This is a genomic window from Proluteimonas luteida (assembly GCF_021191695.1).
In the GTDB taxonomy this organism is placed as follows: Bacteria; Pseudomonadota; Gammaproteobacteria; order Xanthomonadales; family Xanthomonadaceae; genus Luteimonas; species Luteimonas luteida.
The window spans coordinates 52981-77673 of the sequence record NZ_JAIWPT010000010.1; the positions used below are offsets into that span (position 1 = coordinate 52981).

A 24693-nucleotide genomic window follows, 5' to 3' on the forward strand; every position below is an offset into this window, starting at 1 on the left:
CAGGCTGACGTCCCGATGAATCCTGATGGGAATCTTGATAAACCGTGCCTCCACAACCACATGCTACGGTGACCGGCATCCCGTTCCGGCGGAGCAATCCGATGGCAAACCTCTTCACCGCCCCGCTGGTGGCCTGGCTGGGCAAGCTCAGCTACCCGCGCATGTTCGTCGTGATCGCGGTGTTGTTCGGCATCACCGTGCTCGTCCCGGATCCGATTCCCTTCGTCGACGAGCTGCTGCTGGGCCTGACGACCATCGCGCTGGCCAACCGCAAGAAGAAGCAGCGCGGCACCGCCGGGGATCCGACGCGCGCGCCCATCGATGGCGAGGCGCATCGCCGCTGACGGTGCGCCAGGATGCTGGTCGACAGCCATTGCCATCTCGATGTCGACGCCTTCGATGACGACCGCGCCGCGGTGATCGCGCGCGCGCGCGGAGCCGGCGTGCAGCGCCAGGTCGTCCCTGCGATCCGGGCCCGCGACTGGCCGCGGCTGCGCGAGGTCTGCGCCGTCGACGACGGGCTGTATCCGGCCTATGGCCTGCACCCGATGTTCCTGTCCGACCACGGCCCCGCGGATCTGGATGCGCTGGAAGGATGGATCGCACGCGAACGCCCGGTGGCCGTCGGCGAGTGCGGCCTCGACTTCTTCGTCGACGGTCTCGACCGCGAACGCCAGCAGTTCTATTTCGATGGCCAGCTCGCGATCGCCCGCGAACACGACCTGCCCGTCATCGTCCATGCGCGCCGCGCGGTGGACGCGGTGATCGCATCGATCCGCCGTCATCCGGGCGTGCGCGGGGTCGTCCACAGTTTCCCGGGCAGTCCCCAGCAGGCGGCGCAGCTGCACGATCTCGGCTTCCTGGTCGGCATCGGCGGACCGGTGACCTATGCGCGCGCGCAGCGTCTGCGGCGTACCGTGGCCGGACTGCCCGCGGACCAGCTGCTGCTGGAAACCGACGCCCCGGACCAGCCCGACGCCGGGATCCGCGGCCAGCGCAACGAACCCGCGCGGCTGGCGTACATCGCCGCGGTCGTCGCCGCGCTGCGGAACGAACCGGTCGAGACGCTTGCCGACGCGACCACGCGCAATGCCGCGCGCCTGTTCGGCTGGACGGTCGCCGCCTGCGGCGCGCCGCACTGATCCGGATCCGCTGTCCGGATCAACCGGGCGATGGCGGCGCCGGCCGCAGCAGCATCTCGATCGCCTTGCCCGCCGCCGCGAACGCGAACGCACCGGTGATGTGCGTCGCCGCCCCCAGCCCGCCGCCGCAATCGAGATTGAGCGCGGCATCCGGCCCCAGCTGCGGGCGCAGGCCGCAGACGCTGCCGTCGGCCTGCGGATAGCGCACGTTCTCCAGCGAGTAGACCGCCGGCACGCCGAAATAGCGCTTGGCGCTCTTGGGGAAGTTGAACTCGGACCGTAGCTTCTTGCGGATCAGCGCCAGCATCGCGTCGTGCTCGGTGCGCGAGAGATCGCGCACCCGCACCAGGGTCGGGTCGATGCGGCCGCCGGCCGCGCCGATCGTGACCACCGGCAGCTTGCGGCGGCGGCACCAGGCGATCAGTTCGACCTTGCTGCGGAAACTGTCGCAGGCGTCGACGACCAGGTCGAAGCCGCGGTCGAGCAGCTCGGCCAGGTTGGCCGGGGTGACGAAAGCCGCCACCGCCTCGACCTGCACGTCGGGATTGATCGCGCGGCAACGCTCGGCCATCGCCTCGGCCTTGTTGCGGCCGTACTGCCCGGCGAGCGCCGGCAGCTGGCGGTTGGTGTTCGACACGCACAGGTCGTCGGCATCGAACAGCGTCAGCCCGCCAACGCCGCTGCGCACCAGCGATTCGACGATCCACGAGCCGACGCCGCCAAGCCCGACGACGGCGACGCGGCACTGTTGCAGTCGCGCGACGGTGCCCTGCCCGTACAGGCGGTCGATCCCGGAAAAACGTGCGCGTGCGTTGTCGTCGAGCGGTGTCTGCTGCATCGCGGAATTCTACCGGCAGCCCGTACCGGGCCGCATCAATCCGCGTGCTATCTTGCGGCCCGACACCGCCAGCCAGGAGCCCGCATGTCCCACCAGCCCGAACCGGTCCCCGCTGCGGACAAGCCACCGTCGGCGGCCGCCCGTTACCTCGTCGTCTTCGCCGTGGGTCTGCTGGTGGGCATCGTCGCGGTGGTGATGCTGCTGCGCGCGATCGAGGGCCGGAAGACCTGGGAAGACCGCTATCCCCATGCGGTGATGCAGCTCTACCAGGCGCACCTGGCGCAGCTGTCGGGCAACGTCGATGCCAATCGCTGCGCACCCACCGACAACCTGGTGCACCTGCAGGCGATGCGCGCACTCGGCAACGATCTCGAACCTGCCTTCCCCGACCTGCGCGACAACCGCGGCTTCGTCGCCGCAGCCGGCCAGATGCGGCGCACGCTGGACGCGGCGCTGGCATCGCCGCCGCTGAACTGCACCAGCCTGGGCACGGCCGTCAAGCAGATCGGCGAATCCTGCGGCGCCTGCCACCAGGACTTCCGCGGCTGAGCTTGCGCGTCTGCGACGGCGTCGCCGCGGCGCCTCCACGCGGCACGGCCCGACAGCCGATCTGAATCGCCGCTGCATGCGGCGTCCGCTGTGCTGGTTTCGGCCCGGGGAATTGCTGTGGCGTTCACCCGACCGCGCCTAAGTTGACGACGTCGGGCGCCCCGCCCGCATCCATCGCAACGTCGCGACAGCACTGGAGGAGCGCCATGAACAATCGTCGAGTGGTCAAAAACGTGGTCGGCACCGCCGTACTCGCCGCCTCGATCGCACTGGCCGGCTGCGCCACGTCGCCGGGATACTCCTCCGGCGGCTATGGCAACAACAGCGGCTATGGCGGGGGCTACAACAACCGTCCCGCGAACTGTTACGACTGCGGCACCGTGACCCGCATCGAAAGCGTGGGCGGCAACAACAATCCGAACATCGCCGGCCCGGTCATCGGCGGCATCGTCGGTGCGGTCGCCGGCAAGGAACTCGCGCGTCGCAACACCGACAGCAAGGGCCGGCGCAACGTGGCGATCGCCGCGGGTGCCGCGGGTGGCGCGGTGGCCGGCAACGCGATCCAGAACCGGGCCGAGGGCAGCGGCCAGTACAACGTGCATGTGCGCATGCAGGACGGCCGCACCACCGTGCTCACCCAGAGCGACCTCGGCGGCATCCAGGAAGGTTCGTACGTCCGGGTGCAGAACGGGCGTGCCTACGTCTACTGACTCCGGGCGCCGCCCCAACTGAAAAACCCGGCCGCGAGGCCGGGTTTTTCATTGTGCGTTGTGCCGACGCGTCCGGATCATTCTGCCTGGACGGCATCCGCCTGCAGGCCCTTCTGGCCCTGCACGACGGTGAAGCTGACCTTCTGGCCTTCCTGCAGACTCTTGAAGCCCTGGCCCTGGATCGCACGGAAGTGCACGAATACGTCTTCGCCGCTCTCGCGGCTGATGAAGCCGAAGCCCTTGGCGTCGTTGAACCACTTCACGGTACCGGTCTCGCGTTCTGCCATTGTTGCAACTCTCCCTGGAACTGGTCGATGTGTCTCTGATCGATGGAACGCCTGGTACAGGCGGCTGGTTGCAAGGAGGAAACGGGTGCGACGATGTAGCGGACCGGTAGGACATGCCAACACGAATCGACTGCATCCAGGCCACGAATCACGGTGACCTTGACAAACACAGCAACCGCAAAGTACCCCGCCCCCCATGAAATTGCAATCGCGTCTCCGCGCACTTTTCCGCGCCTGTCAATCCCCCGCCAATCCCCCCGGCCAGGAGCCCTGATGGAACTGCAGGCACTGTGGTACATCCTCGCGATCCTGCTGGTGGTGATCGGACTGGCCGGCGTCATCCTGCCGGCGCTGCCCGGGCTGCCGCTGGTGTTCGCCGGCATGCTGGTCGCGGCCTGGGCCGACGGATTCACCCGGGTCGGCGCGTTCGCGCTCGGCGTGCTGGCATTGTTGACGGCGGTCTCGTTTCTCATCGATTTCTGGGCCACGGCGGTGGGCGCCAGGCGCGTCGGGGCGAGCCGGCTGGCATTGCTGGGCGCGGTCGTGGGCACGTTCGTCGGCCTGTTCTTCGGCCTGCCCGGACTGTTCGCCGGCCCCTTCGTCGGCGCGATGGCCGGCGAACTGGCCAGCCGCCGCGACCTGCGCATCGCTGGCCTTGGCAACGCGACGAAGGTGGGCTTCGGCACATGGCTGGGGATCGCGCTCGGGGTCGCGCTGAAACTGGCGCTGGCCGTGCTGATGATCGGCATCTTCATGCTGACCTGGTTCATCTGAAGGCAAACTACGCCGCATGATCGATGCCCACCCCGCTCCCGCCCCTTCGTCCCCGCGGCCCGTGCTCCACCGGCAACCGCGTCCCCCGATTCCCGGCCTGCAGCCATGGCGCGCGATCGCGCTGGCGCTGCTGCTGGCCTGGCTGATGCCGGCACCGGCGCAGGCCGCGCCTGCCGCCGCACCGGCCGCGCCCGCCGCTGCGGAGACGCCCGCGCAACCGCAACCGGCCAACGACATCACCGCGCTGCTGCCGGCCGACCAGGCCGACGTGCGCGGGCGTTTCGACGCCGTGCACGAAGAGCTGCAGAACCGGCTCACACGCCTGATCGCGGGACTGCCGCTGCTGCTCGCGGCCGCGCTGGTGGTGTTGCTGGCGTCATGGGTCGGGCGCCTCGTTTCGACCCGCCTGCACTGGCTCAGGCTGCGCACCAAGAACCCCTATCTCGACGGCCTGATCCGGCGCGCGGTCTACGCCGTGGTCCTCGTCACCGGCATCCTGGTGGCGCTGGACCTGCTCAATGCGACCTCGCTGGTCGGTGCGCTGCTCGGTTCGGCCGGCGTACTCGGGCTGGCGCTGGGTTTCGCGTTCAAGGACATCGCCGAGAACTACATCGCCGGCATCCTGCTGAGCCTGCGCCGGCCCTTCGCGCCTGGCGACATGGTCCGGGTCGACACCTACGAGGGCCGGGTCGCGGCCCTGAGCTCGCGGGCGATGGTGCTGGTGACGGTGGAGGGCAACGAACTGCGCCTGCCCAACGCGCTGGTGTTCAAGGCGGTGATCCTCAACTACAGCGCGAACGCCAAGCGGCGATTCGATTTCACGTTGAGCGTCGATGCCAGCCAGTCGATCCGCGCGGCGCAGACGCTCGCACTCAAGGAGATCGCCAGCATCGACGGCGTCCTGGCCGATCCCGCGCCGTCCTGGGTGGTCGTTGATTACGGTCCCGGCGGCATCAGGCTGCAGTTCTTCGGCTGGATCGACCAGCGCAGCGCCGATCTGGGCAAGGTCCGCAGCGAGGCGATCCGCCTGGTCAAGGCCGCCTTCGCCCGCGACGACATCATCGGGCCGAAGACCACGTCCTACGTCGTGCTGTCGCGGGATGCGGCCGCCCCGGAAGCGACCGCCGCAGCGCCCGAACCGGCGCACAGCGCCGGCGTCGACACCTCGGTCAACCGCGACATCGACAAACAGGTTGCCGAGGCGCAGAACACCGAGGACTATCCCAACCTGCTGACACCGAGGAACACGACCCCATGACCCTGCGGCATTCCAGCCTGTTTCTCGCACTGGCCGCCCTCGCGCCCGTGGCCGCTGCCCAGCCGGCGCCCGCGCCGGCCAGCATCGATGCCTGCGTCTCGCTGGAGCAGGACGCGCAGCGTCTGGCCTGCTTCGATGCCGCCACCGGCCGCCGCGCGGCCACGCCGGCGGCCGCAGACTCGGCCGCGGCGCAGGCGCGCGAAGTCCGCGACGGCGACGCCGATCCGTCCACGCTGCAGGCGCCGGCCCAGCGGCGCGCCGACGGCGACAACCTCTTCGCCTACGACATGGTCGACGATGCGATCGCCAACACCGGCAAGGGCTCGCTGCTCGACAGCCGCTGGGAGCTGGCCAAGGACTCCAAGCTGGGCCTGTTCAACATGCGCGCCTACAAGCCGGTGTACCTGTTCCCCGCGTTCTGGACGTCGAGCGTGAACCGCACGCCGTCCTCGCCCAATCCCGACAACGTCGTGACCACGCCGCAGCAGCTCGACAGCCTGGAGACCAAGTTCCAGCTCAGCTTCAAGACCAAGGCCTGGGAGGACCTGTTCGGCAACAACGGCGACATCTGGATGGGCTACACCCAGAGCTCGCGCTGGCAGACCTACAACAGCGAGCAGTCGCGCCCGTTCCGCGAGACCAACTACGAGCCGGAAGTGCTGCTGGTGTTCCGCAACGGCTACAGCATCGCCGGCTGGCACGGCCGCATGGCCGCGATCGGCATCAACCACCAGTCCAACGGCCGTGGCGACCCACTGTCGCGCAGCTGGAACCGGGTGATGTTCAACGTCGGCCTGGACCGCGACGACTGGGCGCTGATGATCCGGCCGTGGGTGCGCATCTCCGACGGCAGCGACGACGACAATCCCGACATCGAGGACTACATCGGCCGTGGCGACGTCACCCTGACCCACGTGCGCGACGGCCACGAGTTCTCGCTGATGGCGCGCCATTCGCTGCGCGGTGGCGACCGCTCGCACGGTGCGCTGCAGTTCGACTGGGGGTTCCCGATCCATCGCGCGTTCCGCGGCCACCTGCAGGTGTTCAGCGGCTACGGAGAAAGCCTGATCGACTACAACCACCGCGCGACCTACGTCGGCCTGGGCATCTCGCTGCTGGAGTGGTTCTGATGGCGGGCGACGGCGGCTGACGCCGCCTGCGCGACCCCGCGCGGGCCCGCTCCGGCAATGCCGGGGCGGATTGGATTATCCTCCCGGCCAATCCCCCCCGACAGCGGATCCCTGCATGGATGCTCCCGCCCCCAGGCCCCGACGCTCCTTCTTCGCCTACGCCTCCGCGCTGCTGGGCCTGCTCAGCGTCTTCGGCGTGGTCTGTTTCCACTTCCCGGAAATGCTGACCAGCAAGGAATTCCGCGCGGTCTACGACGAGGGCTTCGCCCGCAACCTGCTGCTGACCGGGCTGGTCGCGGCCTTCATCCTCGGCACGCTGGCAATCCTGCGCGACCGCAACAAGCGCATCGCCACGATCGGCGTCGGCAGCGCGACGCTGGCGGTGCTGCTCGGCGGCACCAACGTGCAGTTCGACAGCATCGGCGAGACGCCCTACTCGCTCGGCCTGGACTGGTTCGTGATCTCGCTGTTCTTCTCGGCGCTGGTATTCGTGCCGCTGGAGCACTACTTCGGCAAGCGCCGGGTATCGCCGCTGCGCCGCGGCTGGCGCACCGACCTGGCGTATTTCTTCATGAGCCACGTGCTGGTGCAGTTCATCCTGATCCTGGTGACGGCCTCGACCTCCACGATCGCCGGGCTTGCCGCGTTTCCCGCGCTCAAGGATGCGATCCAGTCGCTGCCGGTATGGGCGCAGTTCCTGATCGCGGTGTTCGTCGCGGACATGGCGCAGGCGCTGCTGCACCGCGCCTACCACAACATCCCCTGGCTCTGGCGCTTCCACGCCGTGCACCATTCCAGCCGCGAGATGGACTGGCTGGCCGGTTCGCGCATCCATTTCGTGGAGATCGTGCTGACCCGCAGCATCGTGCTGCTGCCGTTGCTCGTGCTCGGCTTCTCGACACCGGCGGTCAATGCCTACGTGATCCTGGTCGGCCTGCAGGCGGTGGTCGCCCACGCCAACATCGGCGTGCGTTTCGGCTGGCTGGAGTACCTGCTGGTGCTGCCGCGCTACCACCACTGGCACCACGCCCGGCAGCAGGACTACATCGACGTCAACTACGCGATCCACCTGCCGCTGGTGGACATGCTGATGGGCACCTTCAAGCTGCCGCGCGACCAGCGCGAATGGCCGGAAGAATATGGCGTGATGAAGCTCGAGACCGTGCCGCAGGGCATCGTCAGGCAGCACCTGATGCCGTTCCGCCGGAAGAAGATCTTCGACGACTACGTGGACTGATGTCCGTGCGGTCTGTGCGCCGGGTATTGCTGTGGTTGCCTGCACTCGCGCTGCTGGTCGTCGCGTCACTGCACTCGCCCGCGGCGGCTGCCGCGCGCATCTACGACCGCGATGGCCTGACCGTCGACACCCACAGGCGCCGGGGCAACGACCGCTATCTGATCGCGGAATCGACCCGGTACGACGTCCGCCATCGCCGCAAACCGGTCTGCGGCAGTGACATCGCCACGCTGCTGTATCCGGACGGCCCCGAGTGGCGGTGGCGGGACTTCTACTGCCCGTCGCAGGTGCTGGTGGCCGGTGACCATCTGCTGGTGATGTTCAGCAGTGGCAACGCGCGCATACCCGCGTTCGTCGACGCGTCCGGCGGCACGCTGCGGCTCGAGCGCATGCCGGTATCGATGACGCCACGGCGGGACGCCTTGTCCAGCCTGCGCGACCACCGGATGCGGGTCCCGGGGTGGTCTCGACTGGTGACCGGATGGTACGACACGGTCCTGATCCAGCACGCGCCGCTGCAGGTGGTGCTGCTGGGGGAAGGCCACCTGCTGGACATCGACGCGGGCATCGCCTGGCTGGTGGTCGAACCCTCGATGCGCGTCGCCAACCGGCAGCCCGACCGGATCGGCCACACCGCCGACGGCGTGGCCGTCGTCCTTGCCGGCGAGACGATGCGCGTCCCCACTCCGCTCGCGTTCCGCGCAGTACGGGTAAAGGATGGGCAGGAACTGGCTCGGCTGGAACTCGACGACCCCTGCCTGACGGTGCCGCGGCTGGAGATCGACTCCAACGGTTTCGGCCGCCGCATCCCGCAGGACGCGCCAGTCGTACCTTTCGACGCCGTGCCCGGCTGGCGGGCCGACGTGCTCGAACTGCGGCAGACCGCCGATGGCGCCACGCTGCAGTTGCGCGATGCTGGCCGCCTGATCCGCCTACCGGGCTGTAGCGAGCCGCACGGTTGAACCGCGGGCGCCAGCGGCGCTTCAGGCGATCTCGACCACCGGAATGCCGGCGATCCGCGCCTTCCACTCGCGCGGGCCGGTCTCGTGCACCGAGGTGCCGGCCGAATCCACGGCCACCGTCACCGGCATGTCCTGGACCTCGAACTCGTAGATCGCCTCCATGCCGAGATCCTCGAACGCGAGCACCTTCGCCGCCTTGATCGCCTTCGACACCAGGTACGCCGAGCCGCCGACCGCCATCAGGTAGACGGACTTGTGTTTCCTGATCGCGTCGATCGCCGCCGGGCCGCGCTCGGCCTTGCCGACCATGCCCAGCAGGCCGGTCTGGTCGAGCACCTGTTCGGTGAACTTGTCCATGCGCGTGGCCGTGGTCGGGCCGGCCGGGCCGACGACCTCGCCCGCCACCGGATCGACCGGGCCGACGTAGTAGATGAAGCGGCCCTTGAGGTCGACCGGCAGCGTCTCGCCGCGGTTGAGCATGTCGACGATGCGCTTGTGCGCGGCGTCGCGGCCGGTCAACAGCTTGCCGCTGAGCAGCAGCACCTCGCCCGGCCTGAAGGTGGTCACCTCTTCCGGCGTGATGCTGTCGAGATCGACGCGGCGCGCGCCGGTCGGGTTGTAGGTCAGCTCCGGCCAGTCGGCCAGCGACGGCGGATCGAGCATCACCGGACCGCTGCCGTCGAGGGTGAAATGCGCATGGCGGGTCGCCGCGCAGTTGGGGATCATCGCCACCGGCAGGTTCGCCGCGTGGGTCGGGAAATCCTTGACCTTGATGTCGAGCACGGTGGTCAGGCCGCCGAGGCCCTGGGCGCCGATGCCCAGCGCGTTGACCTTGTCGTAGAGCTCCAGCCGCAGCTCCTCGGCACGGTTCGACGGGCCGCGCGCCTGCAGGTCGGTGATGTCGATCGGCTCCATCAGCGACTCCTTGGCCAGCAGCATCGCCTTCTCGGCGGTACCGCCGATGCCGATGCCGAGCATGCCCGGCGGGCACCAGCCCGCGCCCATCGTCGGCACGGTCCTGAGCACCCAGTCGACGATGGAGTCCGACGGATTGAGCATCGCGAACTTGGACTTGGCCTCCGAGCCGCCGCCCTTGGCCGCGACGATGACATCGACCGTGTTGCCCGGCACGATCTTGACGTTGACCACGCCGGGCGTGTTGTCCTTCGTGTTGCTGCGCTTGCCGGCCGGATCGGCCAGCACGCTGGCACGGAGCTTGTTGTCCGGATGGTTGTAGGCGCGACGCACGCCCTCGTTGACCATGTCCTCGACGCCCATCGTGGCATCGTCCCAGCGCACGTCCATGCCGATCTCGAGGAACACGGTGACGATGCCGGTGTCCTGGCAGATCGGGCGGTGGCCCTCGGCGCACATGCGCGAGTTGATCAGGATCTGGGCGATCGCATCCTTCGCCGCCGGGGACGCCTCGCGCTCGTAGGCGGCGGCGAGGTTGCGGATGTAGTCGACCGGGTGGTAGTAGCTGATGTACTGGAGCGCGTCGGCGACGGACTGGATCAGGTCTTCCTGGCGGATCGAGACGGGCGCGCGGACGGATGCGTCGCGGACGGGCGGATTATGGGTCACGGCTGGCCTCTGGGCTGGCGGATGGCGATTGCTGAACTTGTTATTTTACCGCCCGGATCAGCCGCATTGCCCGCGCCGCCAGAGCCGGCTTGCATCCATGCCGCGTCGGCACGAAGCCGGCGGCAGACCACCGGAGCCCCCCGATGTCCCATCGCCCCCGCATCCTGATGTGCCCACCGACCCATTTCGCGGTGGACTACGTGATCAATCCCTGGATGCACGGCAACCAGGGCAGCGCCGATCCCGAGCGCGCCCGACGCCAGTGGCAGGCGCTGGTGGACGTGATCGCCACCCGCGCCACGGTGGAATGCATCGAAGCCGGCCCGGGACTGCCCGACATGCCCTTCACCGCCAATGCCGGCCTCGTGCTGGGGACGACTTTCGTCCCCAGCCGCTTCCGTCATGCAGAGCGGCGCGGCGAGGAAGCGAGGTTCATCGACTGGTTCGAGCGCCGCGGCTTCCGGGTGCGGACGTTGCCCGACACCTTGGCGTTCGAGGGCGCCGGCGACGCGCTGCTCGACCGCGGCCAGGCGCTGCTGTGGCTCGGCCATGGCCATCGCAGCGATGCCGCGGCCGCGCCCGAGATCGAACGCATGCTCGGGATCGAGACCGTACCGCTGCAACTGGTCGATCCGCGTTTCTACCATCTCGACACCTGTTTCTGTCCGCTGTCCGGGGGCGGGCTTATGTACTGCCCGGATGCCTTCGACGCCGCCTCCCGCGCGACGATCGAGGCCCGCGTGCCGGCCGATCTGCGGCTGCCGATGGACGACGCCGATGCGCTCGCCTTCAGCTGCAACGCGGTCGATCTCGGCGACCTGCTGGTACTGCACCGGGCCAGCGACGGACTGCGACGGCGTCTGGGCGACGCCGGCCACGCTGTCCACGAGGTGCCGCTCGACGAGTTCCTCAAGGCCGGCGGTTCGGCCAAATGCCTGACCCTGCGCCTGGACGAGCCGGCGATGTCCTCCTTGCCGGAACGGCCCGCGGCCCATCCGCGCTTGTCGCATCGTTGACGGAGATGGGCGCATCATTGAGGTCCACTCTTCCGAGCGAGCCTGCCATGACCCCGCAATCCCCTGCCCCCGACGACCTGCTTGGCGACAACGTCGTCACCGCGCTGGCCCGCGACCCCGGCATCGAGGCCGGCGAAGTGCTGGTCGAGGTGGCCGACGGCGTCGTCACGCTGACCGGCGATGTCCCCGAGCGCCCGATGATCGAGGCGGCGCTGAAGCTGGTGTCCTCGCTGGACGGCGTGCGCGAGGTCCGCAACCTGCTGCACTTCGACGACGGCAGCCGCTCCGCCGGCCGCCCGGGCGAGGCGGTCGCCGGCGCCGAAACCCAGGGCGGGCCGGGCTCGACCGCGGAACTCGATCTGGAAGAAGACGGCTGAGCGCGGTTTCCAGTCGATGCGCAGCCGGCGGCCCGGATGACGGGCAGTCCGGTGTTCTCCTGCGCCATCGCCGTCGTGCGCCGATGCGTCGCCGGCCGCTGCCGCGCGCCCATGGTGTCGCGACACGCATCAAATGCCGGTCCGTGCCTGCCCTGCCTGTGACATCTGATGGATGTCGCGACACCGGTCCGGATCGGCCATGAGCACATCCAACGACAGCGCCGCCGGGCCGCCACCCGGCACCGGCAAGCCCGAACGGCGTCCGGCCGCGGAAGGACGCCCCAGCCTGCGCGAGCGTTTCAAGGCGATGCGCAACCTGCGGCCGTTCCTGCGGCTGATCTGGCAGACCAGCCCGGCGCTGACCCTGACCAGCATGAGCCTGCGCCTGATCCGGGCGCTGCTGCCGGTGGTGATGCTGTACATCGGCAAGCTGATCATCGACGAGGTGATCCGCGTCGTCGGCCTGGGCATCGGCTTCGACGATCTGGGCAGCGCGTGGCACAGCGGCGCGCTGACCCATCTGGCCGGGCTGCTGGCGCTGGAATTCGCGCTGGCGATCGGCTCGGACCTGCTCGGGCGCATCGTCAGCTACGCCGACAACCTGCTGTCGGAGCTGTTCACCAACGCGACCAGCGTACGGCTGATGGAGCACGCGGCCACGCTCGACCTCGAGGACTTCGAGGACCCCGACCTGCAGGACAAGCTCGACCGCGCGCGCCGCCAGACGATGGGCCGCATGAACCTGATGGGCCAGTTGTTCGGCCAGGTGCAGGACGCGATCACCGTCGTCAGCTTCGCCATCGGCCTGCTGGTCTACGCGCCGTGGCTGATCCTGCTGCTGGCGATCGCGCTGGTCCCGGCCTTCGTCGGCGAATCGCATTTCAATGCACTGGGTTATTCGCTGAACTTCCAGTGGACGCCCGAGCGGCGCCAGCTCGAGTACGTCCGCCAGACCGGCGCCAGCGTCGACACCGCGAAGGAAGTGAAGATCTTCGGCCTGCACCGGTTCCTGATCGACCGCTACCGCACGCTGGCCGACCGGTTCTTCCTCGCCAACCGCGGGCTGGCCCGCCGGCGGGCCTTCTGGGGCACGCTGCTGGCCGCGCTCGGCACCCTCGGCTACTACGTCGCCTATGCCTACATCGCCTGGCACACGGTGCGCGGCGATTTCACCATCGGCGACCTGACCTTCCTGGCCGGCAGCTTCCGGCGGCTGCGGCAATTGCTGGAGAGCCTGCTGATCGGCTTCTCGCAGGTCGCCGGCCAGGCGCTGTACCTCGACGACCTGTTCTCGTTCTTCGAGATCGAGCCGGAAATCACCTCGCCGGCCGATCCCGTTCCATTCCCGCAGCCGATCCGCGAGGGCTTCGTCTTCGAGAACGTCGGCTTCCGCTACCCGGGCGCCGAACGCTGGGCGGTGCGCAATCTCGACTTCACCCTGCATGCCGGCGAGGTGCTGGCGCTGGTCGGCGAGAACGGCGCCGGCAAGACCACGCTGGTCAAGCTGCTGGCGCGGCTGTACGACCCGGACGAGGGCCGCATCCTGCTCGATGGCCGCGACCTGCGCGACTACGACCTCGACGCGCTGCGCGCCAACACCGGGGTGATCTTCCAGGACTTCGTGCGCTACCACCTGACCGCCGGCGAGAACATCGGCGTGGGCCGGATCGAGGCAATGGACGATGCGGCGCGGATCAACGACGCCGCGCGCCGCTCGATGGCCGACGAGATCATCGCCACGCTGCCCGGCGGCTACGACCAGTTGATCGGGCGCCGCTTCAAGACCGGCGTCGACCTGTCCGGCGGCCAATGGCAGAAGATCGCCATCGCCCGCGCCTACATGCGCGACGCGCAGGTGATGATCCTCGACGAACCGACCGCCGCGCTCGACGCGCGCAGCGAGTACGAGGTGTTCAAGCGTTTCAAGGAACTGTCGCACCAGCGCACCGCGGTGCTGATCTCGCACCGCTTCTCCAGCGTGCGCATGGCCGACCGCATCCTGGTGCTCGAACAGGGCCGCATCGAAGCCAGCGGCACCCACGAGCAGCTGATGGCCCAGGGCGGCCGCTATGCGGAACTGTTCGAACTGCAGGCTGCCGGCTACCGGTGAACATCGCGGCCGACATCGGCTGATTTCGAGTGGACGCGATCGACGCCTGCAACGTCCACTGAAAAAACCGCAAAAGACTTGTTGACGCTCCCCGATTCCCTGCCTACAATTTCGCGCTCCCAAACACCGGGGCCATAGCTCAGCTGGGAGAGCGCCTGCATGGCATGCAGGAGGTCGGCGGTTCGATCCCGCCTGGCTCCACCACATTTCCGGATCACAGGCCGATCCGGCGATGCCTGAAAGAAACTGCGTCCCCATCGTCTAGAGGCCTAGGACACCACCCTTTCACGGTGGACACCGGGGTTCGAATCCCCGTGGGGACGCCACTTCTTCGAAAAGCCCGCGAAAGCGGGCTTTTTTTTGTGACCCGCCATCCATGGCGGCCACCCTCCGGGCCATCGCTGACGCAATGTCAAAAAACGTTCCAGACGGTTTTTTGGTTCTTCGCCCAAGTCCGGGGAATACGGTCGTCCGACCTTGCGCAGGTCGGCCCCACGCGGCCGACGCGCGCGGTGCCCGGATTCGCGAACTCCCTCCGTCGGGGGCGTTGCCCCGACCTACGGTCGAGCCCCTCGGAATCGGGGACGGGCCGGAACCTTGTTCTTTGCCACGGATCCACGCGGATGTGCACGGATAGAGCAAATACAGAGACCGAGGCGATGCCACGCCCCCGCTGCTTCTGATCCGCCTCATCCGCGTCCATCCGTGGCCGAACCGCTTTTCTTTGGTTCTTCTCCGATTCCCGGGATTCACCTGTCGTAGGTCGGGGCAACGCCCCCGACGCGGGACGCCCGGTCAGCCCGCATCGGCGGATCCCCCGGCATCTCGCAAACCCGGACACCACGCGCGTCGGCCGCGTGGGGCCGACCTGCGCAAGGTCGACCTGGCCACGCCAGCGGACCGGCACGCCCGCTCAGGGCGTCGCGGTATCGGCCTCGCTCGCGGGGGTGCCGTCGGCAGCGGCGCGCAGCGTCGCCACGCCATGGCCCTGCTCGACCAGGTACTGCAGCCATTTGCCGAGGAAGGTGTTCATGCGCATGCGGTGGTCGACCACTTCCGACGGCGGCGGGAACATGCCGATGACATCCTGCCAGCGACGACCGACATAACAGTGCGTCGCCTCCACCTGCTTCGCATCGCGGTAGACGCGCAGGTAGGCGGAAGGATCGGGTTCGCCGGTCGCCGGATCGAGCATCGTGTAGCTGAGCCGAAGCTCGGTCGTGTAGCGATGCTGGGCGATGATGTCCAGGCGCACCGCAAGCGCGCCTTCGACCTCGGACAGATAGGCGCCGGGCGCGAGGTCGCCGGGCTGGAACAGCCGCGTCAACCGGATGTGGTTCTCGGCGTAGAGCCCCATCAACCAGCCGAAACGCCCCAGTGCGGGGAGGCGTGGTCGACGGGTCAGGACATTCACCATGCCCCGATCCTACACGCTGCGGAATGAATCCTGCAGCCCATGACGAAAACGCGTGCCCTTGCCGACCGCCATCGCGATCCGGATGGCGCCTCCGCGGCTGCCGCGCGTCCCGGCCGCGGCGATCCGCTGGCCGTTCAGTACATGACGCGGTCGATGCCCAGCGTCGACATGACCTTGCTGGAGATCTCCTCGATCGAGGTGTTCGTGGTGCTCAGCGAGGGGATGCGCTCGGCCCGGAACAGTGCCTCGGCGGCGGTGACCTCGCGTCGGCAGGTCTCCAGCTGCGCATACCGCGAGTTCGGCCGGCGCTCCTGGCGGATCTGGGCCAGCCGTTCGGGATCGATCGTCAGCCCGAACAGCTTCCTGCGGTGCGCCTTCAGGCGCGCCGGGAGGCGATCGTGCTCCAGGTCTTCGTCGGTCAGCGGATAGTTCGCGGCGCGCACGCCGTGATGCAGGGCCAGGTAGATGCAGGTCGGCGTCTTGCCGGCGCGCGACACCGCGACCAGGATGACGTCGGCCTCGTCGTAGTTGATCGACATGCCGTCGTCGTGGGTCAGGGCGAAGTTCATCGCGTTGATGCGGCGGTGGTAGCTCTCGAAATCCACCATGCCGTGGGCGCGGCCGACGCGCGACTCGCGGGTGACCGACAGCTCGCGCTCCAGCGGCTCGATGAAGGGCGCGAACACGTCGAGCACCAGCGCCCCGCTCTCGCCCAGCACCCCGGCCAGTGCGGAATCCACGCAGGAACTGATGACGATCGGGCGCGTCCCCATCGCCTCGCCGCGCGCACGGATCAGTGCGGCGACTTCCCGTGCGCGGTCCTCGTTGTCGACGAACGGGATGCGGTTGGTGCTGAACTGGGTCCCGGTGAACTGGGTCAGCAGGCTGTGGCCGATGGTTTCGGCGGTAATGCCGGTGCCATCCGAGACGTAGAACACAGGACGGGGGCTGGACATGCACGCTCCGCTGGTGCGTGTGAGCGCCGCGGCGCCCGGGGAGGCTAAAATAACCGTTCCGCACCGGGACCGCCCGCCCGGTACTCCCACCGCGAAACGGAGTTTTCCCTTGAGTGCCAATATCCTGTGGCTGAATGACCTCCGCCTGACCGACCTCGCGCAGGTCGGCGGCAAGAACTCTTCCCTCGGCGAAATGATCGGCAACCTCGCCGGCCTCGGGGTATCCGTCCCCGGCGGTTTCGCCACCACGGCCGATGCATTCAAGGCGTTCATCGCCCACAACGACTTGCACCAGCGGATCTTCGACCGCCTGGCGACGCTGGACGTCGAGGACGTCGACGCGCTGACCGCGGCCGGCCGCGAGATCCGTGGCTGGGTCATCGATGCGCCGCTGCAACCCGAGCTCGACGCCGACATCCGCGCCGCCTACGAGAAGTTGGCCGCGGACAACGGCGGCGGCGAGATCGCGGTGGCGGTGCGCTCCTCGGCGACCGCCGAGGACCTGCCCGACGCCTCGTTCGCCGGCCAGCAGGAGACCTTCCTCAACGTGACCGGCGCCGACGACGTCGTCGCCAAGGTCAAGGAAGTGTTCGCCAGCCTCTACAACGACCGCGCGATCGCCTATCGCGTGCACCATGGCTTCAAGCACGAGGACGTGTTCCTGTCGGCCGGCGTGCAGCTGATGGTGCGCTCGGACGTCGGCGCGTCCGGCGTGCTGTTCACCCTGGACACCGAATCGGGCTTCCGCGACGTGGTGTTCATCACCTCGAGCTACGGCCTGGGCGAGATGGTCGTCCAGGGCGCGGTCAACCCCGACGAGTTCTACGTCTACAAGCCGACGCTGGCCCAGGGCAAGCCGGCGATCCTGCGCCGCTCGATCGGCAGCAAGCAGCTGCGCATGGTGTATTCCGACACGCCGGGCGAGCGCGTGCGCATCGAGGACACGCCGGTCGAGCTGCGCAATACCTTCTCGATCACCGACGAGGACGTGCACGAGCTGGCGCGCCAGGCGCTGACGATCGAGCAGCACTACCAGCGTCCGATGGACATCGAGTGGGCGAAGGACGGCGTCAGCGGCAAGCTGTACATCGTGCAGGCGCGCCCGGAGACGGTGAAGTCGCGCAGCAAGGCGACGCAGATGGAACGCTTCCATCTCGGCGCCCGCGGCGCGGTGGTCGCCGAGGGTCGCGCGATCGGCCAGAAGATCGGCGCCGGCGTGGCCCGCGTGGTGCGCTCGCTCGAGGACATGAACAAGGTGCAGCCCGGCGACGTGCTGGTGGCCGACATGACCGACCCGGACTGGGAGCCGGTGATGAAGCGCGCCTCGGCGATCGTCACCAACCGCGGCGGCCGCACCTGCCATGCGGCGATCATCGCCCGCGAGCTCGGCGTGCCGGCGGTCGTCGGCACCGGCAACGCGCTGGACCTGATCGAGGACGGCAAGGACGTCACCGTCAGCTGCGCCGAGGGCGATACCGGCTACATCTACGACGGCATCCTCGAGTTCGAGCGCATCACGACGGATCTGTCGTCGATGCCCGAGGCGCCGCTGAAGATCATGATGAACGTCGCCAACCCCGAGCGCGCGTTCGATTTCGGCCAGTTGCCCAATGCCGGCATCGGCCTGGCGCGGCTGGAGATGATCATCGCCGCGCACATCGGCGTGCATCCCAACGCCCTGCTCGAGTACGACAAGCAGGACGCCGAGACGAAGAAGAAGATCGACGAGAAGACCCGCGGCTACTCCGATCCGGTCGGCTTCTACGTCGACCGCCTCGCCGAAGGCATCGCCACGCTGACCGCCTCGGTCGCGCCGAACCCGGTGATCGTGCGCCTGTCGGACTTCAAGTCCAACGAGTACGCCAACCTGATCGGCGGCACCCGCTACGAGCCGGAGGAAGAGAACCCGATGATCGGCTTCCGCGGCGCCAGCCGCTACGTCGATCCCTCGTTCACCGATGCCTTCGCGCTGGAATGCAAGGCGGTGCTCAAGGTCCGCAACGACATGGGCCTGACCAACCTGTGGGTCATGATCCCGTTCGTGCGCACGCTCGACGAGGGCCGCAAGGTCGTCGAGGTGCTGGAGAAGAACGGCCTCAGGCAGGGCGAGGCCGGGCTGAAGATCATCATGATGTGCGAGGTGCCGTCGAACGCGCTGATGGCCGACGAGTTCCTGGAGATCTTCGACGGCTTCTCGATCGGCTCCAACGATCTGACCCAGCTGACCCTGGGCCTGGACCGCGACTCGTCGATCGTCGCCCACCTGTTCGACGAACGCGACCCGGCGGTCAAGAAGCTGCTGTCGATGGCGATCAAGGCGGCGCGGGCCAAGGGCAAGTACGTCGGCATCTGCGGCCAGGGCCCGAGCGACCATCCGGACCTGGCGCAGTGGCTGATGGACGAGGGCATCGAGTCGGTGTCGCTCAATCCCGATACCGTCGTCGACACCTGGCTGAAGCTCGCGAAGTCGAAGGCCAAGGCCGGCTGAGCGGATCGGCCGGTTTCACTGCGGTACGGAAAAGCCCGGGATATCCCGGGCTTTTTCCTGGTTCTTCTCCAAATCCCGGGTATGACGGCCGCCCTGCCCTGCGTAGGTCGGCCCCACGCGGCCGACGGGCGCGGTACCTGGTTCGCGAGGTGTTGCAGGCCTCGCCTGTGCGGCCTGGCCGGATGTTCCGGCGTCGGGGGCGTTGCCCCGACCTACGACGATCGGTACGGAAAAGTGCGTAGGTCGGCCCCATGCGGCCGACGAGCGCGGCGCCTGGGTTCGCGGGGTGTTGCGGGCCTCGCCCATGCGGCCTGGCCGGGATTTTCCGGCGTCGGGGGCGTTGCCCCGACCTACGCCACGAGAGGGATCAGGACGCCAGCGCCAGCGCGCCGAAATGGCGGCGGTAGTGCTGCAGTTCGGCGATCGAGTCGTGCACGTCGCTGAGCGCGGTATGCGAGGCGTGCTTGGTGAAGCCGGCCAGCACCTGCGGCGCCCAGCGCCGCGCCAGTTCCTTGATCGTGCTGACGTCGAGGTTGCGGTAGTGGAAGAACTTCTCCAGCGCCGGCATCTGCCGGTGCAGGAAACGCCGGTCCTGGCAGATCGAATTGCCGCACATCGGCGACTTGCCCGGCGCCAGCCATTCGCGCAGGAACTCCAGCGTCCGCGCCTCGGCCTCGGCCAGGCCCACACCCTGGTCCAGCGCACGCTGCCACAGGCCGGACCGCCGGTGCTGGTTGCGGTTCCAGTCGTCCATCGCTTCCAGGGTGTCGAGCGACTGCGCGATCGCCAGCTCCGGGCCTTCGGCGAGCACGTGGAGGTTGGCATCGGTGACGACCGTCGCGATCTCCAGGATCTGGTCGTGGTCGGTGTCGAGCCCGGTCATTTCGAGATCGATCCAGATCAGTCGTCCTTCGCCAAGCCTGTCTGCCGTTGCCGTCATGGGTCGCGTTCGTCCGGGTGACTACGCATGATAGCCCAGCATTCAGGCCGCGCCGCCGCCGGCGCTCGGCGGCGGTCGCAGCAGACGGGCGAAGACTGCCAGCCTCTCAACCCGGCGGCAGTCCGCGCTTGCGGCGGAAGTAGTTGCGCAGCATCGGTCCCGCCTCGTCGGCCAGCACGCCGCCGGTGACGGCGATGCGGTGGTTGTGGCGCGGATCGGCAAGCACGTCGAACACGCTGCCGGCGGCGCCGGTCTTGGGATCGAACGCGCCGAACACCACGCGCGCCAGGCGCGCATGCACCATCGCCATCGCGCACATCGTGCACGGCTCCAGGGTCACGAACAGGGTGCACCCGACGAGGCGGTGATTGCCGAGCGCCCTGCCCGCCTGGCGCAGGGCGACGATCTCCGCATGCGCGCTGGGGTCGTGTTCGCCGATGTTGCGGTTCCAGCCTTCGCCGACCACGCGGCCCGCGGCGTCGAGCACCACCGCGCCGACCGGGATCTCGTCGTGCTCGCGCTCGGCGCGCGCCGCCAGCTGCAAGGCATGGCGCATCCAGCGCACGTCGTCGTCGGCGGGTGCAGGCGTTTCGATTGCAGGCGGGCCGGGATCGCTGGACATCGGCGCGATTGTTTCATGTCGCTGCGGGGGCGTCATCGCGCATCCGGCGCAGCCTCGCGCGCCAGCGCCAGCCAGGCCTGCGCGGCATGCGACAGGAAACCGCCGCGACGCCAGACCAGCGCCATGTGCCAGTCGATGTCGGGCTCGTCGAGCAGCACGTAGTGCACGTCCGGATGGCGGCGCTGCCCGGCGATCATCCGCGGCAGCAGGGCCAGTCCCTGCCCGGCGGCGACCAGGGCGACGATGAAATCGGTCTGCCCGCTGCGCGCGGCCTCGATCGGCTGGAAGCCGCTGCGCTGGCAGCCGTCGAGGATGCGGCGGTTCAGCGCGAAGCCTTCCTCGAACAGGATGAAGGGGGTCTGGCGCAGGTCCGCCAGCGACACCGCGCGGCGGCGCCCGGCCGGGTGCCCCGGCGGCAGCAGCACCATCAGCGGCTCGCGCCGGACCGGTTGCCAGTCGAAGGCGTCGGGCACCGGCAGCAGGCTGCCGGCCAGCTCGATCTCGCCGGCCAGCAGATGGTCCTCCAGTGCCTGGCTGCCGTGCTCCATCAGGCGGATGTCGATGTCCGGCCAGCGGCGCCGGTACTGCGCGAACAGCGGTGCGAACAGCGTGTTGCTGCCCAGCGGCGGCAAGCCCAGGCGCAGTTCGCCACGGCGCAGGCCGCGCAGTTCGTCGAGTTCGCCGCGCATGCTGTCGCGCTCGGCCAGCATCGACAGCGCACGCCGGTAGACGATGTCGCCGGCCGGGGTCAGCCGCACGCCGTGGCCCAGGCGTTCCAGCAGCGGCGTGCCCAGTTCGTCCTCGAGCTGGCGGATCGACTTGCTGATCGTTGGCTGGGTGGCATGCAGGGTCCGGGCCGCGGCGGAAAACCCGTCGCGCCGCACCACCTCCACCAGGGCGCGGAGATTGCGCAGCTCCATATGCATTCCTCATTGGAATCCAATGGATTCAAACAATTCATTTCATTTATGGCAAGGCCGGGTCCACAGTGGCTGTATGAAATCCGCAAGCCATCGCGCCCTGCCCGTGCTGCATGCGACCCGGACGCGGCTGCGCCGCGGGGTGCGCGGCAGCCGCTGGGCGCAGGTCGCGATCATCGTCGCGGTGTGGGCGCTGGCCGAAGCGCTGGTGCATGCGCTGCACCTGCCCGTTCCCGGCGGCATCCTCGGCATGCTCGGGCTGCTGCTCCTGCTGTCGACCCGCGGCGTCGCCAGCCGGACCCTCGACCAGGGTTCGGATTTCCTGCTGGCCGAAATGCTGCTGTTCTTCGTGCCGGCGGCGCTGATCGTGCTCGACAACCCGCAACTGCTGGGCCTGCTCGGCCTCAAGCTGCTGGCCGTGGTCCTGGCCGGCACCTGCCTGGTGATGGTGTGCACGGCGTTGACCGTCGACCTGTGCTGCCGCTGGAGCGCGCGCCATGGCCGCTGACGCCTGGGCCGGCTGGCTGTCGCCGCTGTTCTGGTCGGCGGCGACGATCCTGGCGTACATGGCGGCCCGGCAGCTGTACCGGCGCGCGCCGCACTGGTGGGCTTCGCCGCTGCTGCTGGCGCCGGTCGTGCTGTTGCTGCTCGCCCTCGCCCTGCACACCAGCTATCGCGAATACATCCGCGGCACCCACTGGCTGCTACTGATGCTCGGGCCGGTCACGGTGGCGTTCGCGGTGCCCATCCACCGCCAGCGGGCATTGATCCGCAGGCACTGGAAGGTGCTGGGATTCGGTGTGCTGGTCGGCAGCACGGTGGCGATCCTCAGCGCCTGGGTCCTGGCGACGCTGCTGCACCTGTCGCCGGAACTGCGCGCGAGCCTGGCACCGCGCTCGATCACCACGCCGTTCGCGATGACGATCTCCGGCGAGGTCGGCGGCATTCCCGAACTGACCGCGGTCTTCGTGATCCTGACCGGCATCTGCGGCGCGGTGCTGGGCCAGCTCGTGGTCCGGTTCCTGCCGCTGCGCACGTCGATGGCGCGCGGCGCGCTGCTGGGCATGGGCGCGCACGGCGCCGGCGTGGCCAAGGCGCGCGAGATCGGCAACGAGGAAGGCGCGATCGCCGGCCTGGTGATGGTGCTGGCCGGGCTGCTGAACGTGGCGCTGGCGCCGCTGCTGATCCGGTTGCTGTAGGCGTCTGCCGGGCCCGGGTTGGCCGCGCATGCACACCGGTGCGATGCGCCGCAGCGGCTATCCTCGGCAACCCGCCCGCTCCCGGCCACGCCGCCATCCCGATGCACGATCCGGTCCGCAGCTTCCCGCCCGTCGCGCGCGCCGATGCACGGGTGCTGATCCTGGGCAGCATGCCCGGCGAAGCGTCGCTGTCCGCGGGCCGCTACTACGCGCATCCGCGCAATCTGTTCTGGCCGATCATGGGCGCGCTGGCCGGCGCCGGTCCGGACCTCGCCTATGCGGCACGCATCGCGAAGCTGCAGGCGACGGGCATCGCGCTGTGGGATGTCATCGCCGAATGCGTGCGGCCCGGCAGCCTGGACGCGCGCATCCGCGCCGGCAGCGTGGTCGTCAACGACCTGCCCGGATTCCTGGCGCGATATCCCGGAATCTCGCGGATCTGCTTCAACGGCGCGACCGCCGAGACACTGTTCCGGCGCCACGTGCTGCCGCGCCTCGCCGATGCGCCGACCCTCATGCGCCTGCCGTCGACGAGCCCGGCGCATGCGGCGATGGGATTCGCGGACAAGCTGGCCGCCTGGCGGGCCGGCCTGGGCACCTGATGCCCCCCCGGTTGCGAACGGAACGATGCGTCCACCGTATCCACGTCCACTCCGGCAACGGCGATGGCATGCTGGGCGTCCGCTCGCCACCGCCAGCAGGTTGCAACGATGACCACGATCATTCCGCCCCGTGTGCACGACCTCGGCGGCTTCCAGGTCCGCCGCGCGGTGCCGACGCTGCAGGCGCGCAGCGTCGGTCCGTTCGTGTTCGTGGACCACATGGGCCCGGCGATCTTCGAGCGCGGGCACGGCGTCGACGTGCGCCCGCATCCGCACATCGGCCTGGCCACGGTGACCTTCCTGTGGTCGGGCACCATCCGGCACCGCGATTCGCTGGGTTCGACCCAGGACATCACCGCCGGCGACGTGAACTGGATGACCGCCGGGCGCGGCATCACCCACTCCGAACGCACGCCGTTGCAGCTGCGCGAAGGCGAGCACCCGCTGCATGGCATGCAGACCTGGGTGGCGCTGCCGAAGGCGCACGAGGAAACGGCGCCGGCCTTCCATCACCACCCGGCGGCAGCGCTGCCGCAGTTCCTGCGCGATGGCGCGCGGGTCCGGATCATCGCCGGCCGCGGTTTCGGCGAGGAATCGCCGGTGCAGGTATTCGCCGATACGCTGAACGTCGCGCTGGATCTCGACCCCGATGCCGAGATCGCGATTCCGCCGTCGCACCGGGAACGTGCGCTGTACGTGCTGGAGGGCGATGCGCAGATCGACGGCGTCGACGTGCCCGATCGCCACCTGGTGCTGCTGGATCCGGGATCGCCGGCGGTGCTGCGTGCGCGTACCCCGCTGAAGGCGATGCTGTTCGGCGGCGAGCCGCTCGATGGGCCGCGCCATCTGTGGTGGAACTTCGTGTCGTCGTCGAAAGACCGTATCGAGCAGGCCAAGCAGGACTGGCTGGACGGCAGGTTCAGCAAGGTCGGTGGCGACGACGAGTTCATCCCGCTGCCTGAACGGTGACTTTTGTCACAATTCGTGGCGCATTGCAGCATGCAACTGGAGTATGTTCAGAACCCTGCCTGACAGGGGGAAGTGCGATGCGTGTCTCCACATGGTTGCCGACCACCGGCGTGCTGCTGTTGTGCCTGTGCGCGGGGAGCGCGGCGGCGCAGAGCCGCAACCAGTGCCCGACACTGCCTGCCGATGCCGGCGTGCAGTGGCATGTGGTCGACGGCGACGATTTCATCTTCTGCCGCGCGGTGGACTCGAGCACCGGCGAACAGGCGTTCGCGGTGTCGATCGGGCGCAGCGCGCAGTTCAAGCCGCGACGCGGCACCCGCATCGGCGAGCGCGTCACGATCGACGGCAGCCCGGTGTACTGGCACGAGGGCGACGTCGCGCTGGCGCCCAACCTGCTGATCCGGGAAACGCTGGTCGAGCTGGACTCGGGCGACTACGCGCACATCATCGTCCGCGCCCAGGACCAGGCCCGGCTGGCGAAATCGCTGGCCGATGCGCAGTCCCTGCGGTTCTCCGGGCAGCATCTCGGCGGCAGGTAGCCAGCGGTTCCGGATCGGCGCGTTCCGCCGGATGCGTTCCGATCCCCGGCGCGGCCCGCGCCGGGAC

General features: G+C 68.8%; 26 protein-coding genes and 2 tRNA genes. 20 read left to right on the plus strand and 8 right to left on the minus strand.

Features of this window, described 5'->3' with window-relative positions; translation table 11 throughout:
- The first annotated feature begins 101 nt into the window (after nucleotides 1–101).
- Complete coding sequence (locus LDO26_RS10335) at nucleotides 102–344, plus strand: DUF6116 family protein (RefSeq protein ID WP_232131012.1); 243 nt, start codon at nucleotides 102–104, stop codon at nucleotides 342–344.
- Between the two features lie 12 nt (nucleotides 345–356).
- Nucleotides 357–1142 carry a TatD family hydrolase gene (locus tag LDO26_RS10340; protein ID WP_232131013.1) on the plus strand — a complete coding sequence of 262 codons (786 nt, stop codon included), beginning with the start codon at nucleotides 357–359 and terminating at the stop codon, nucleotides 1140–1142.
- 19 nt (nucleotides 1143–1161) lie between these two features.
- Here LDO26_RS10340 and LDO26_RS10345 read toward each other — a convergent pair whose 3' ends face one another.
- Complete coding sequence (locus tag LDO26_RS10345) at nucleotides 1162–1980, minus strand: tRNA threonylcarbamoyladenosine dehydratase (protein WP_232131014.1); 819 nt, start codon at nucleotides 1978–1980, stop codon at nucleotides 1162–1164.
- Between the two features lie 84 nt (nucleotides 1981–2064).
- Here LDO26_RS10345 and LDO26_RS10350 point away from each other — a divergent pair, with 84 nt between their 5' ends.
- Together LDO26_RS10350 and LDO26_RS10355 are read left to right on the plus strand one after the other, a co-directional pair.
- The gene (locus LDO26_RS10350; protein ID WP_232131015.1) at nucleotides 2065–2529 is read left to right on the plus strand and encodes a hypothetical protein; all 465 of its coding nucleotides are present in this window, start codon (nucleotides 2065–2067) and stop codon (nucleotides 2527–2529) included.
- A 206-nt stretch (nucleotides 2530–2735) separates the two neighbouring features.
- A complete protein-coding gene (locus LDO26_RS10355) occupies nucleotides 2736–3239 on the plus strand; it encodes a peptidoglycan-associated outer membrane lipoprotein precursor (protein ID WP_232131016.1) in 504 nt (167 codons plus the stop codon).
- A gap of 77 nt (nucleotides 3240–3316) precedes the next feature.
- Here the strand turns inward: LDO26_RS10355 and LDO26_RS10360 are convergent, their stop codons facing one another.
- Entirely contained in the window at nucleotides 3317–3526 is a 210-nt protein-coding gene (locus LDO26_RS10360) for a cold-shock protein (RefSeq protein WP_232131017.1), read from the minus strand.
- Between the two features lie 273 nt (nucleotides 3527–3799).
- Here LDO26_RS10360 and LDO26_RS10365 point away from each other — a divergent pair, with 273 nt between their 5' ends.
- The 5 genes from LDO26_RS10365 to LDO26_RS10385 all read left to right on the plus strand — a co-directional run bounded on the left by LDO26_RS10365 (nucleotide 3800) and on the right by LDO26_RS10385 (nucleotide 8887).
- A complete protein-coding gene (locus LDO26_RS10365) occupies nucleotides 3800–4300 on the plus strand; it encodes a DUF456 domain-containing protein (RefSeq protein ID WP_232131018.1) in 501 nt (166 codons plus the stop codon).
- Between the two features lie 61 nt (nucleotides 4301–4361).
- Nucleotides 4362–5558, plus strand: a complete 1197-nt coding sequence (locus LDO26_RS10370; RefSeq protein WP_232131019.1) for a mechanosensitive ion channel family protein — start codon at nucleotides 4362–4364, stop codon at nucleotides 5556–5558.
- Nucleotides 5555–6688 (plus strand): phospholipase A, encoded by a 1134-nt coding sequence (locus LDO26_RS10375; protein ID WP_232131020.1) that lies wholly within the window; start codon nucleotides 5555–5557, stop codon nucleotides 6686–6688. Before LDO26_RS10370 ends, LDO26_RS10375 begins: the two co-directional genes overlap by 4 nt.
- A gap of 115 nt (nucleotides 6689–6803) precedes the next feature.
- Complete coding sequence (locus LDO26_RS10380; RefSeq protein WP_232131021.1) at nucleotides 6804–7925, plus strand: sterol desaturase family protein; 1122 nt, start codon at nucleotides 6804–6806, stop codon at nucleotides 7923–7925.
- Entirely contained in the window at nucleotides 7925–8887 is a 963-nt protein-coding gene (locus tag LDO26_RS10385; protein WP_232131022.1) for a hypothetical protein, read from the plus strand. Before LDO26_RS10380 ends, LDO26_RS10385 begins: the two co-directional genes overlap by 1 nt.
- 21 nt (nucleotides 8888–8908) lie before the next feature.
- Here LDO26_RS10385 and LDO26_RS10390 read toward each other — a convergent pair whose 3' ends face one another.
- Nucleotides 8909–10471, minus strand: a complete 1563-nt coding sequence (locus tag LDO26_RS10390) for a fumarate hydratase (protein WP_232131023.1) — start codon at nucleotides 10469–10471, stop codon at nucleotides 8909–8911.
- 143 nt (nucleotides 10472–10614) lie between these two features.
- On the opposite strand from LDO26_RS10390, the gene LDO26_RS10395 reads away from it, so the two are divergent.
- The 5 genes from LDO26_RS10395 (at nucleotide 10615) to LDO26_RS10415 (ending at nucleotide 14300) form a co-directional block, all read left to right on the plus strand.
- The gene (locus LDO26_RS10395; RefSeq protein ID WP_232131024.1) at nucleotides 10615–11487 is read left to right on the plus strand and encodes a dimethylarginine dimethylaminohydrolase family protein; all 873 of its coding nucleotides are present in this window, start codon (nucleotides 10615–10617) and stop codon (nucleotides 11485–11487) included.
- 47 nt (nucleotides 11488–11534) lie between these two features.
- On the plus strand, nucleotides 11535–11864 hold the full coding sequence (locus LDO26_RS10400; protein ID WP_232131025.1) for a BON domain-containing protein: 330 nt from the start codon (nucleotides 11535–11537) through the stop codon (nucleotides 11862–11864).
- A 199-nt stretch (nucleotides 11865–12063) separates the two neighbouring features.
- Nucleotides 12064–13974: an ABC transporter ATP-binding protein gene (locus tag LDO26_RS10405; RefSeq protein ID WP_435594063.1), complete on the plus strand. Its 1911-nt coding sequence runs from the start codon at nucleotides 12064–12066 to the stop codon at nucleotides 13972–13974.
- 128 nt (nucleotides 13975–14102) lie between these two features.
- Nucleotides 14103–14178 (plus strand) — tRNA-Ala (locus tag LDO26_RS10410).
- Between the two features lie 46 nt (nucleotides 14179–14224).
- A tRNA-Glu gene (locus tag LDO26_RS10415) sits at nucleotides 14225–14300 on the plus strand.
- A 587-nt stretch (nucleotides 14301–14887) separates the two neighbouring features.
- Here the strand turns inward: LDO26_RS10415 and LDO26_RS10420 are convergent.
- The gene (locus tag LDO26_RS10420) at nucleotides 14888–15391 is read right to left on the minus strand and encodes a DUF1249 domain-containing protein (RefSeq protein ID WP_232131026.1); all 504 of its coding nucleotides are present in this window, start codon (nucleotides 15389–15391) and stop codon (nucleotides 14888–14890) included.
- Between the two features lie 134 nt (nucleotides 15392–15525).
- Nucleotides 15526–16347 (minus strand): posphoenolpyruvate synthetase regulatory kinase/phosphorylase PpsR, encoded by an 822-nt coding sequence (ppsR, locus tag LDO26_RS10425; RefSeq protein ID WP_232131027.1) that lies wholly within the window; start codon nucleotides 16345–16347, stop codon nucleotides 15526–15528.
- Nucleotides 16348–16456: 109 nt separating this feature from the next.
- Here ppsR and ppsA point away from each other — a divergent pair, with 109 nt between their 5' ends.
- Nucleotides 16457–18835 (plus strand): phosphoenolpyruvate synthase, encoded by a 2379-nt coding sequence (gene ppsA / locus LDO26_RS10430; RefSeq protein ID WP_232131028.1) that lies wholly within the window; start codon nucleotides 16457–16459, stop codon nucleotides 18833–18835.
- A 367-nt stretch (nucleotides 18836–19202) separates the two neighbouring features.
- On the opposite strand, the gene orn is transcribed toward ppsA, so the two are convergent.
- The 3 genes from orn to LDO26_RS10445 form a co-directional block, all read right to left on the minus strand.
- A complete protein-coding gene (gene orn, locus LDO26_RS10435; RefSeq protein ID WP_232131029.1) occupies nucleotides 19203–19775 on the minus strand; it encodes an oligoribonuclease in 573 nt (190 codons plus the stop codon).
- A 106-nt stretch (nucleotides 19776–19881) separates the two neighbouring features.
- The gene (gene tadA / locus LDO26_RS10440; RefSeq protein ID WP_232131030.1) at nucleotides 19882–20397 is read right to left on the minus strand and encodes a tRNA adenosine(34) deaminase TadA; all 516 of its coding nucleotides are present in this window, start codon (nucleotides 20395–20397) and stop codon (nucleotides 19882–19884) included.
- Nucleotides 20398–20429: 32 nt separating this feature from the next.
- Nucleotides 20430–21323 (minus strand): LysR family transcriptional regulator, encoded by an 894-nt coding sequence (locus tag LDO26_RS10445; RefSeq protein WP_232131031.1) that lies wholly within the window; start codon nucleotides 21321–21323, stop codon nucleotides 20430–20432.
- A gap of 70 nt (nucleotides 21324–21393) precedes the next feature.
- On the opposite strand from LDO26_RS10445, the gene LDO26_RS10450 reads away from it, so the two are divergent.
- From LDO26_RS10450 to LDO26_RS10470, 5 genes are all read left to right on the plus strand, one after another.
- A complete protein-coding gene (locus tag LDO26_RS10450) occupies nucleotides 21394–21825 on the plus strand; it encodes a CidA/LrgA family protein (protein ID WP_232131032.1) in 432 nt (143 codons plus the stop codon).
- Complete coding sequence (locus LDO26_RS10455) at nucleotides 21815–22516, plus strand: LrgB family protein (RefSeq protein WP_232131033.1); 702 nt, start codon at nucleotides 21815–21817, stop codon at nucleotides 22514–22516. The genes LDO26_RS10450 and LDO26_RS10455 overlap by 11 nt, the downstream gene beginning before the upstream one ends.
- Before the next feature lie 101 nt (nucleotides 22517–22617).
- Nucleotides 22618–23118: a DNA-deoxyinosine glycosylase gene (locus LDO26_RS10460; RefSeq protein ID WP_232131034.1), complete on the plus strand. Its 501-nt coding sequence runs from the start codon at nucleotides 22618–22620 to the stop codon at nucleotides 23116–23118.
- Nucleotides 23119–23226: 108 nt separating this feature from the next.
- Entirely contained in the window at nucleotides 23227–24087 is an 861-nt protein-coding gene (locus LDO26_RS10465) for a pirin family protein (protein ID WP_232131035.1), read from the plus strand.
- A 77-nt stretch (nucleotides 24088–24164) separates the two neighbouring features.
- On the plus strand, nucleotides 24165–24626 hold the full coding sequence (locus LDO26_RS10470; protein ID WP_232131036.1) for a hypothetical protein: 462 nt from the start codon (nucleotides 24165–24167) through the stop codon (nucleotides 24624–24626).
- The last annotated feature ends 67 nt before the right edge of the window (nucleotides 24627–24693 follow it).

What these genes read in the sequence shown, in the direction of transcription:
- LDO26_RS10335 (WP_232131012.1), top strand. Translation starts at nt 102, where the DNA reads ATGGCAAACCTCTTCACCGCCCCGCTGGTGGCCTGGCTGGGCAAGCTC.
- LDO26_RS10340 (WP_232131013.1), top strand. Translation starts at nt 357, where the DNA reads ATGCTGGTCGACAGCCATTGCCATCTCGATGTCGACGCCTTCGATGAC.
- LDO26_RS10345 (WP_232131014.1), bottom strand. Translation starts at nt 1,980, where the DNA reads ATGCAGCAGACACCGCTCGACGACAACGCACGCGCACGTTTTTCCGGG.
- LDO26_RS10350 (WP_232131015.1), top strand. Translation starts at nt 2,065, where the DNA reads ATGTCCCACCAGCCCGAACCGGTCCCCGCTGCGGACAAGCCACCGTCG.
- LDO26_RS10355 (WP_232131016.1), top strand. Translation starts at nt 2,736, where the DNA reads ATGAACAATCGTCGAGTGGTCAAAAACGTGGTCGGCACCGCCGTACTC.
- LDO26_RS10360 (WP_232131017.1), bottom strand. Translation starts at nt 3,526, where the DNA reads ATGGCAGAACGCGAGACCGGTACCGTGAAGTGGTTCAACGACGCCAAG.
- LDO26_RS10365 (WP_232131018.1), top strand. Translation starts at nt 3,800, where the DNA reads ATGGAACTGCAGGCACTGTGGTACATCCTCGCGATCCTGCTGGTGGTG.
- LDO26_RS10375 (WP_232131020.1), top strand. Translation starts at nt 5,555, where the DNA reads ATGACCCTGCGGCATTCCAGCCTGTTTCTCGCACTGGCCGCCCTCGCG.
- LDO26_RS10380 (WP_232131021.1), top strand. Translation starts at nt 6,804, where the DNA reads ATGGATGCTCCCGCCCCCAGGCCCCGACGCTCCTTCTTCGCCTACGCC.
- LDO26_RS10385 (WP_232131022.1), top strand. Translation starts at nt 7,925, where the DNA reads ATGTCCGTGCGGTCTGTGCGCCGGGTATTGCTGTGGTTGCCTGCACTC.
- LDO26_RS10395 (WP_232131024.1), top strand. Translation starts at nt 10,615, where the DNA reads ATGTCCCATCGCCCCCGCATCCTGATGTGCCCACCGACCCATTTCGCG.
- LDO26_RS10400 (WP_232131025.1), top strand. Translation starts at nt 11,535, where the DNA reads ATGACCCCGCAATCCCCTGCCCCCGACGACCTGCTTGGCGACAACGTC.
- LDO26_RS10405 (WP_435594063.1), top strand. Translation starts at nt 12,064, where the DNA reads ATGAGCACATCCAACGACAGCGCCGCCGGGCCGCCACCCGGCACCGGC.
- LDO26_RS10420 (WP_232131026.1), bottom strand. Translation starts at nt 15,391, where the DNA reads ATGGTGAATGTCCTGACCCGTCGACCACGCCTCCCCGCACTGGGGCGT.
- ppsR (WP_232131027.1), bottom strand. Translation starts at nt 16,347, where the DNA reads ATGTCCAGCCCCCGTCCTGTGTTCTACGTCTCGGATGGCACCGGCATT.
- orn (WP_232131029.1), bottom strand. Translation starts at nt 19,775, where the DNA reads ATGACGGCAACGGCAGACAGGCTTGGCGAAGGACGACTGATCTGGATC.
- tadA (WP_232131030.1), bottom strand. Translation starts at nt 20,397, where the DNA reads ATGTCCAGCGATCCCGGCCCGCCTGCAATCGAAACGCCTGCACCCGCC.
- LDO26_RS10445 (WP_232131031.1), bottom strand. Translation starts at nt 21,323, where the DNA reads ATGCATATGGAGCTGCGCAATCTCCGCGCCCTGGTGGAGGTGGTGCGG.
- LDO26_RS10450 (WP_232131032.1), top strand. Translation starts at nt 21,394, where the DNA reads ATGAAATCCGCAAGCCATCGCGCCCTGCCCGTGCTGCATGCGACCCGG.
- LDO26_RS10455 (WP_232131033.1), top strand. Translation starts at nt 21,815, where the DNA reads ATGGCCGCTGACGCCTGGGCCGGCTGGCTGTCGCCGCTGTTCTGGTCG.
- LDO26_RS10460 (WP_232131034.1), top strand. Translation starts at nt 22,618, where the DNA reads ATGCACGATCCGGTCCGCAGCTTCCCGCCCGTCGCGCGCGCCGATGCA.
- LDO26_RS10465 (WP_232131035.1), top strand. Translation starts at nt 23,227, where the DNA reads ATGACCACGATCATTCCGCCCCGTGTGCACGACCTCGGCGGCTTCCAG.
- LDO26_RS10470 (WP_232131036.1), top strand. Translation starts at nt 24,165, where the DNA reads ATGCGTGTCTCCACATGGTTGCCGACCACCGGCGTGCTGCTGTTGTGC.